The 2,574-nt window shown below is 71.1% G+C and carries 2 protein-coding genes; one reads left to right on the plus strand and one right to left on the minus strand.

The genetic code is table 11. The features are described from left to right. Positions 1–52 precede the first annotated feature (52 nt). Complete coding sequence (locus ACFU7D_RS29275; protein WP_378873949.1) at positions 53–1,165, plus strand: LOG family protein; 1,113 nt, start codon at positions 53–55, stop codon at positions 1,163–1,165. Here ACFU7D_RS29275 and ACFU7D_RS29280 read toward each other — a convergent pair. Next, complete coding sequence (locus tag ACFU7D_RS29280; protein WP_378727861.1) at positions 1,140–2,300, minus strand: glycosyltransferase family 4 protein; 1,161 nt, start codon at positions 2,298–2,300, stop codon at positions 1,140–1,142. The genes ACFU7D_RS29275 and ACFU7D_RS29280 overlap by 26 nt on opposite strands. Positions 2,301–2,574: the final 274 nt, after the last annotated feature.

A 2,574-nucleotide genomic window follows, 5' to 3' on the forward strand; every position in this document is an offset into this window, starting at 1 on the left:
ACTGGTGCCCACTCGGCCGACGTAGGCGACGTCTCGGCATTAGGTTGATCCCATGAAGCAGCACCGGGGACGGCAGGTCGACATCGAGTCGGTCGAGGAGCTGGACGGACGGGTGGCAGCGGGGGTGGAGAGTCTGCGGGGATGGCGGCTGCGCGCGCTGGATCTGACCTCGCGGTCCGAGACCCTGCGTGACGCGGATCTTGCCGGAGCGACGTTCCTGGATTGCGCCTTCGCGCCCGGGGACGGCAGCTACGCCGAGGACGAGGGCGCGTTGGTGATGCCCGTGATCGCGGAGGTGCCGGTCGACGTCCACCGCTCTCTCCTCTACACCGCCGAGGAGCTCTACGACGACCCGGTCTACGCCCAGAGCCTGGACGCGAGGGCGTACGCCTGGCTGCAGCAGCCGCGCGATGCCGACGACGAGCTCGCGATCACTCTCCACGACCACGCGATCGACACCGCCCTAGAAGCCTGGGTGCGGGCGCGGCGCGAGGAGGGCACGCGGCTCGTCGGGATGATGGGCGGACATGCCCTGAAGCGTGGCGGGGAGGACTACGCGAGCGCCGCCCGCCTCGCCCAGCGCCTGGCGAGCAACCACGTGATCGCCACCGGCGGCGGCCCGGGGGCGATGGAGGCGGCCAACCTGGGCGCCTTCCTCGCCGGGACGTCGAAGAAGGTGCTGGAGGACGCGCTCGAGTCGCTGGCCTCGGTGCCGTCGTTCCGGCCCTCGGTGCAGGCGTGGGCGCAGGTAGCCCTCGACGTACGCGATCGGGTGGAGGTCGCGCCCGGAAAGTCGCTGGGGATCCCCACCTGGCACTACGGGCACGAGCCGCCCAACGTGTTCGCCGGCGCGATCGCGAAGTACTTCCGCAACGCCACCCGCGAGGCCGTGCTGCTGGAGGTCTGCGACGGCGGGATCGTCTTCCTGCCCGGTGCCGGCGGCACCGTGCAGGAGATCTTCCAGGACGCCTGTGAGAACTACTACGCCGACGCGAGCGCGGTCGCGCCGATGGTGCTGGTCGGGCGCAGCTACTGGACCGAGGAGCTCCCGGTCTGGCCGCTCCTGCAGGCCCTCGCCCGCGGTCGCGCGATGGAGGGCCGCATCCACCTCGTCGACACCACCGAGGAGGTCCTCGACGTCATCGCGGCCGGCGCGCCCGGATGACGTCGCGGTAGTGGTCGACCAAGGCGGCGTTCACCGCGCCCCAGGACTTGTGCGCGACGCTCTTGCGGGCCTCGCGTCCCATCCGCAGCCGCAGCTGCGGGTCGTTGTGGAGCAGCGCGACGTGGGAGCCGAGGTCGTCGCGGCTGCCCGGCTCGTAGAAGAACCCGGTGACGCCGTCGGCGACCAGGTCCAGCGGCCCTCCCGAGCGCGGCGCGACGACCGGGACCCCGGAGGCCAGCGCCTCCTGGACCGCCTGGCAGAAAGTCTCGTGGGAGCCGGTGTGCGCGAACACGTCGAGAGAGGCGTACGCAGCCCCCAGCTCCTCCCCCTGCAGCACGCCCAGGAAGGTCGCGTTCGGGAGCAGCTGGCGCAGCTCGCGCTCCTGCGGGCCGCCACCGACGAGCACGACCTTGTACGCGGGGTTGTGGGCCAGCGCGGTCAGCAGGTGGAGCTCCTTCTCCTGGGCCAGCCGGCCGACGTACCCGACGATGGTCTCCCCCTCGGGCGCGAGCTGCGCGCGCAGGTCATGGTCGATGCGGCTCGGGTGGAACAGCTCGACGTCGACGCCTCGCGGCCACAGCCCGGTGCGCTGTACGCCGAGACCCTCCAGCTGGGTCAGGGCCGACGAGCTCGGCGCCAGGGTGCGGTCGGCCGCCGAGTGCGCCTGACGGGTGAGCATCGCCGCGGCCTGCGGGCCACCGACCGCCTTGTACTTGTCCCAGAAGCCGACCAGATCGGTCTGGTAGATCGCCACGCTCGGGATACCGAGCTCCTTGGCCACCAGCACCGCCTGCCGACCAAGCAGTGCGGGTGAGGCCACGTGGACGACGTCGGGGCTGAACCGGCGCATCACCGCCCGCAGCTTGCGCCGCGTCTCGAGGCCGACACGGAAGTCCTTGTAGACCCAGAACGTCGCACCCCGGGTCCGGGTCACCGGGAACCCGGCGTACTCGGTGGGCCCGGTGGGGGCCACGACCTCGACGGTGTGGCCGTCGACCGCGAGATGCTCCAGCACGCGGCGTACGGAGTTCGTCACGCCGTTGACCTGCGGCAGGAACGACTCCGTGACGATGAGGACACGGAGCGGCTCCGAGTTGGCGGCGACCAGCGGGACCCGATCGAGGCTGATGCTCATGTTTCTGATCGTGAGCGCCCTCCGGCAACGCGACCCCCGACTTGGTTGACGCGTCGGTGAACCTCCCGTGGCCAGAACTCCGTGCCGGGCGACAGATAGTCCGGGCGGTGTCATCAGCGGAAACGCCGCATGACCCTCAGAAATCTGTCACCGCACCTCGGTCGGCGACAGAAGCCGGACAGCCGCAGTTCCTAGGCTCGCGGGGCTCGCGATGTGCTGAGACGCGCATCGCGAAAAGGGGGACGTACGCGGGCCGGACCTGTCGGGCCGGCCC

Origin of the sequence: Nocardioides sp. NPDC057577 (assembly GCF_042801335.1) — a bacterium.
In the GTDB taxonomy this organism is placed as follows: domain Bacteria; phylum Actinomycetota; class Actinomycetes; order Propionibacteriales; family Nocardioidaceae; genus Nocardioides.